A 5,301-nucleotide genomic window follows, 5' to 3' on the forward strand; every position below is an offset into this window, starting at 1 on the left:
CGCGCCAGCTGCGGCCCAGGAACCAGAAGCAACCCCGCAAGAATAATCGCCAAAATGACCTTCACCAGGGCAAGGCCAACGAACGCCCGAACATGGGCATCGGCGGGCTCAACCGGCCAGGAAGCTGAAAACGGCCGCGTGAATTCTGTGGCTGCGCTCTGCTAAAATGGGGAGGATTACCGGGGCCGTGACCGCCTCCCTAATGGAATGCCCACCTTTGCCGGTTCCGGTCGTGTTTTGAACCTTGGTGAGAAAAACCACAAATCTTCACTCCATGACGTAAGAACGGCATCTCATCTTGCCGCGCGTTGATGCAGGTCAATGCCGATGCAGGCGTCGAGGTTAACCTGCGTCCGAAGCATACGGGGAGAATGGCATGGAGCAGATTGTCGAGACGCAGACGACTCCTGACAGGCGCCGCTTGCGGGGGGCGAAGATGCGCGCTGCGGTGTTCGTCGAAAAGGGCCGTATTGTTCTTGAGGACAAGCCCGTGCCGGATGTCGGCCCCCTGGACGCGCTGATCCGCATCACGACGACGACGATCTGCGGCACCGATGTTCATATCCTCAAGGGCGAGTATCCCGTGGCACGGGGTCTCACGATCGGGCATGAGCCGGTTGGCATCATAGAAAAGCTGGGCTCTTCGGTCACGGGTTATCACGAAGGCCAGCGGGTCATTGCGGGTGCAATCACGCCGTCCGGTCACTCGATGGCCTGCCTGTGCGGCTGCCATTCGCAGGATGGCGCGGGCACGCGGCACGGGTTCAAGGCCATGGGCGGATGGCGCTTCGGGAACACGATCGATGGGGCGCAGGCCGAATATCTCCTGGTGCCCGATGCCATGGCAAACCTTGCGCCGGTCCCCGACACTCTCTCGGACGAGCAGGTCCTGATGTGTCCTGACATCATGTCGACCGGCTTTTCCGGCGCCGAGAGCGGCGCGGTCCGGATCGGGGATACCGTGGCCGTCTTTGCCCAAGGGCCCATCGGGCTTTGCGCCACCGCTGGTGCGCGGCTGATGGGTGCGACACGCATCATTGCGGTCGAGGCGCTGCCGGAAAGGCAGCAGATGGCGCGACGCCTCGGCGCGGACGAGATCGTCGATTTCAGCAGGGGCGATCCGGTGGCCGAGATCATGCGCCTGACACAGGGCCGCGGCGTGGATGTCGCCATCGAGGCGCTTGGCCGGCAGGCCACTTTCGAAGGCGCCCTGCGGGTCCTGCGGCCAGGCGGCACGTTGTCGTCCTTGGGCGTCTATTCCGAAGACCTCAGGATTCCGCTTGATGCCTTCGCGGCCGGGCTCGGGGACCACAGGATCGTCACGACTCTCTGTCCCGGGGGCAAGGAGCGGATGACCCGGCTGATGAACGTGGTCGCCTCGGGGCGCGTCGATCTTGGTCCCCTTGTCACCCACAGGTTCAAGCTGGATGACATCGAGGCAGCCTATGACCTCTTTGCACACCAGCGCGACGGGGTTCTCAAGGTCGCCATCACGCCCTGACTGGATCCGCGGCAACAAGCGCCTCCTCCGTGAAGGTCAGCCAGTCGGTGAGACGGCAGGACTTGCATTGACAGCGATCAATGACAGAGAGCCCTGCCCCGGCTTCCTTGGCACGGAAAGGAGAACAACCATGCCCAAGGCACCAACCGAGACCCCCGAGGCGGACCGTGTTCTCGACCGGATGAGTGAAGTGGAATTGTCCTTCATCCGTCCGCTTGGCGTATTCAGCACGGCAATGTCCGACGCCTACCTGAACCTGGTCGAGGAATGGACCAATTTCGTGATGCGGCGGGTACGCCAGGACGTCCTCATGATGCACCAGCTTTTGCAGTGTCGCGATGCCGCGCAGATCCAGAGGATCCAGGGGGCCTTCGTGCAGAAGGCGATCAACGAATACCAGGAGGAGGCAGGCCGGGTGAATGCGATCCTCCAGAAGGCGAACCATGCGGTTTCGGACAAGGACGCACGGGAGATCGCGCAAACCTGACCTGAAGCCCGCTCTTGAAGTCAGGAAGAAGCGTCAGCCGGGGGTGGTCAGCGCGCCGTCCACCAGTTCCAGCTGCCGGTCCGTCAAAGCGGCAAGCGACAGGTCGTGGGTAACGGCGATCACGGTCTTGCCTTCGGCGCGCGACAGCGACTGCAGGATCGTGAAGACTTGGCCCGAGCTTTTGCGGTCAAGGCTGCCGGTCGGTTCATCGGCCAGGATCAGGGGCGGGTCATTGGCCAAGGCCCGGGCCACCGCCACGCGCTGACGCTGCCCCCCCGAGATCTGGTCCGGCCGCTTGGCCAGATGCCCGGCCAATCCCAGTTGCGCCAGCAAGTCCTCGGCCCGCCGCCGTATTGCTGACGGGGGCAGCCGGCCAAGCCGCAGCATCGGGATTTCGACATTCTCGCGGATCGTGAATTCCGGCAGAAGAAAATGGAACTGGAAGACAAAGCCGATCCCCTGCAGCCGGAAGCCCGATCGCTCGGCCTCGGACATGTGCCGGGTGTCGCGCCCGTCGATGCGGACCGTCCCCGAGGTCGGCTGGTCGAGCAACCCGAGCAGATAAAGAAGCGATGACTTTCCCGAGCCTGAAGGCCCCGTCAATGCCACGAACTCGCCCGGCGCGACCCGCAGCGTCACGTCGCGCACCAGCGTCACCGGAACAACCGAGGGCAGCGTGCGCGTCAGGTGTTCCGTTTCTATCAGGCCGGTCATGTCGCGCCCCGGATAATGTCGACCGGGTTCAGGCGGGCGGCCCGGCGAGCGGGAAGATAGCCCGCGATGCCGGCTGCCATCAGTGCAAAGCCTGTCGCAAGAACATAGTGAAGCAGGCTCCAGGCCAGGGGCAACCGCGTTGCCCCGCCAAGTTCCTCCAGTTTGATCGGGATGCTGACCAGAACCAGGCACAGCCCATAGCCGGTGATCCATCCCAGCAGCGAACCCACGGCGCCGATCACCAGCCCTTCCAGAAGGAACAGGCGGCGCATGTCGGCCTCGGGAAAGCCGAGCGATTTCAGGATGGCGATGTCGCGCGCCTTTTCGTGCGTAATGGTCGAGACGATGTTGAAGATGCCGAAGCCCGCCACAAGCATGATGGCCGCCACCACCGTGTACATGATGACGTTGCGGATGGTCAGCGCCTCGAGGACCGCCTGATTGGCCTCCTCCCAGGAAACGGCCTTCTGCCCGATCTGGATCTCGGCCCGGGCTGCGACCTCTTGCGAACGGGCCGGATCGTCAAGACGGATGCGGATCGTGTTGATGGCATTGGGCCTTCCCGACAGGGTTTGGGCCCCCTTCAGCGCGACATAGACCTCGCCCTCGTCGCGCGACCGCGCGCCGGTATGGAAAAGGCCGACGATCCTGAAATCGCGTGCCTGCCCGCTGCCCGTGACCAGGCTGACGGAACTGCCAAGTGCCGCGCCCAGCTTGTCCGCAAGGGCGCGGCCCATGATCACGTTGTTGCCCCCTGCCGCAAGCTCCGAGAAGCTGCCCACCACGAAATCGCGCGCGATCGAAGAAACCTGCGCTTCCTGACGGGGCAGGACGCCATAAAGAACGACCCCTGCCTCTCGCCCGGAAAACCGCGCCACGGCCTGGATCCGCAGGGCGGGTGCGATCTGCCCCGGAACCCAGGTCCTCAGCGCCGCCTCTACCGCGGCGGGGTTGCGGATGCCGCGCTGGTCATCGACGGGACGCAGTCCAAAGAATTCCGCTGCGGCAAAGACCTGTTCGGCAGGCTGCGGCGCGGGGCGGCGCAATTCGTCCAGCACCTCAACATGCGGCATCGCATCAACAAGCTGGCGGACAAAGTCCTGTTGCGAGCCCTGCATCAGCGCGGCCATGGCGATCGAAAAGCCGACGCCAAGCGCCACCCCCAGTCCAGCCACCGTCATCTGCCGCAGGCGGCCCCGGATATGGGCAAAGGCCAGCATCAGAAGCAGCTTCATCGCGGATCCCTCACTCTGACGCGGGCGCCATCCTCAAGATCGACGGGTGCCGGCACGATGACGGTCTGGCCTTGGGCCAGTCCTTCGAGGATCTCGGCCTTGCTGCTGCCGCAGATGCCGGTTTTCACCGCTGCCCGCCGCGCATGATCCCCCTCCAGAAGCCAGACGGTCGCATCCGGCCCCACGGCCTGGGCGGGCACAAGCAGCGTATCCGCGCGCAGCCGGGTGATCACGTTCACCTCGACCGTCATCCCGATCATCAGCGGCGTTTCGTCGGGAAGCGCAACATGCACGCGATAGGTTCTTGCAACCGGATCGCCCATCGGGGTGATGCTTTCGACCACGGCCTCCAGCTTGCGGCCCGGGAAGGCGTCGGACCGGATCAGGACTTGCTGGCCGGTGGCAAGACGGGGAACGTCCTCCTCGTTGACCTCGGCCCGGATGTGCAGGGGCCGAGGCTGGCCGACATGATACAGAGGGGTGGCAGGATCGGCGATTTCGCCGACCTCGCCGTCCTGGCGCAGGACCACACCGGCAATCGGCGCTCGCAGGACATAGGCCTCGAGGCGGACCTCCTGCGCGGCGATCTGTGCCGCGATCCGCGCCGCCTCGCTTTCGCTGCGCTCAAGATCCTGGCGGCTGGCGATGTTGCGCTCAGCCAGGACGCGAAGCCTTGCAAGAATGCGCGTCGTGAAATCCTGCTGGGCGCGGAGCTCCTCCAAGGTCGCCCGCGCCTGACGATCGTCAAGACGCGCCAGCTCGTCCAGGGGCTTGACCTGCCAGCCCTCGCAGTCGCACATCCAGACGATCCGTTCCCGCACGGATGGCGCGACCTTGGCCCAACTGCGCGGCTCGACCACACCGGTGGCATAGACGATTTCGGCGGCTTGCCCGCGCTCGACCGCTGCCACGGCGACAACCGGTGGGCGCAGCATGACCGCCGCAACCGCTCCTGCAGCCGCCAAGCCGAAAAGAACCGCCACCGCAAGAACCTTGCGACGGCCACCAAGGGCGCGAAACAGAAGGCTGGTTGCGGCTGCAGGGCCATGAAGGGCGTCCGGCGGCCGCAGGGATGCAGGTGCAGGTTGCAGGGCCTGTGACATTCGACTGCTCCGCTGTCTTGCGCCCAAGATGGGGCGGCCGTCCCCTGCCCGCCTTGACAGGGGTCAAGCCGGCCCCTGATCCAGCCGACGAATGCCACGTGGTTGCCCAGACCTCCTCGCCCGCCGCCGCCCTCAGCGCCTGCGGGTCTGTGATCCCGCGGCGCCGGCCAGAAGCTGCGGCAGGCCGGAAAGCGCCTCGGGACTGTCCGCGCCCGCCTCCTCCGCCACCGCCTCGAGGTCGCGGATGGCGATCAGATCGGG

The 5,301-nt window shown here is 65.3% G+C and carries 5 protein-coding genes; 2 read left to right on the forward strand and 3 right to left on the reverse strand.

Annotation, left to right across the window (positions count from 1 at the left end; translation table 11 throughout):
* Window positions 1-376 precede the first annotated feature (376 nt).
* Both OU682_RS23360 and OU682_RS23365 read left to right on the forward strand, forming a co-directional pair.
* Window positions 377-1,501, forward strand: coding sequence for an NAD(P)-dependent alcohol dehydrogenase (locus OU682_RS23360; RefSeq protein WP_268944581.1), 1,125 nt, complete (start codon window positions 377-379; stop codon window positions 1,499-1,501).
* A gap of 130 nt (window positions 1,502-1,631) precedes the next feature.
* Window positions 1,632-1,988 (forward strand): phasin family protein, encoded by a 357-nt coding sequence (locus OU682_RS23365; RefSeq protein ID WP_268944582.1) that lies wholly within the window; start codon window positions 1,632-1,634, stop codon window positions 1,986-1,988.
* A 33-nt stretch (window positions 1,989-2,021) separates the two neighbouring features.
* Here OU682_RS23365 and OU682_RS23370 read toward each other — a convergent pair whose 3' ends face one another.
* Genes OU682_RS23370 through OU682_RS23380 form a run of 3 tightly spaced genes read right to left on the reverse strand, consistent with a single transcriptional unit; the run spans window position 2,022 to window position 4,920 of the window.
* Complete coding sequence (locus tag OU682_RS23370; protein ID WP_268944583.1) at window positions 2,022-2,702, reverse strand: ABC transporter ATP-binding protein; 681 nt, start codon at window positions 2,700-2,702, stop codon at window positions 2,022-2,024.
* On the reverse strand, window positions 2,699-3,937 hold the full coding sequence (locus tag OU682_RS23375; RefSeq protein WP_268944584.1) for an ABC transporter permease: 1,239 nt from the start codon (window positions 3,935-3,937) through the stop codon (window positions 2,699-2,701). The genes OU682_RS23370 and OU682_RS23375 overlap by 4 nt, the downstream gene beginning before the upstream one ends.
* Window positions 3,934-4,920 (reverse strand): efflux RND transporter periplasmic adaptor subunit, encoded by a 987-nt coding sequence (locus OU682_RS23380; RefSeq protein ID WP_268944585.1) that lies wholly within the window; start codon window positions 4,918-4,920, stop codon window positions 3,934-3,936. The genes OU682_RS23375 and OU682_RS23380 overlap by 4 nt, the downstream gene beginning before the upstream one ends.
* Between the last annotated feature and the right edge of the window lie 381 nt (window positions 4,921-5,301).

It is taken from the genome of Paracoccus benzoatiresistens (genome assembly GCF_026913015.1).
GTDB lineage: Bacteria > Pseudomonadota > Alphaproteobacteria > Rhodobacterales > Rhodobacteraceae > Paracoccus > Paracoccus benzoatiresistens.

Bases quoted from the DNA above. Each gene is read 5' to 3' on its own strand.
- OU682_RS23360 (WP_268944581.1), top strand. From the start codon at position 377: ATGGAGCAGATTGTCGAGACGCAGACGACTCCTGACAGGCGCCGCTTG.
- OU682_RS23365 (WP_268944582.1), top strand. From the start codon at position 1,632: ATGCCCAAGGCACCAACCGAGACCCCCGAGGCGGACCGTGTTCTCGAC.
- OU682_RS23370 (WP_268944583.1), bottom strand. From the start codon at position 2,702: ATGACCGGCCTGATAGAAACGGAACACCTGACGCGCACGCTGCCCTCG.
- OU682_RS23375 (WP_268944584.1), bottom strand. From the start codon at position 3,937: ATGAAGCTGCTTCTGATGCTGGCCTTTGCCCATATCCGGGGCCGCCTG.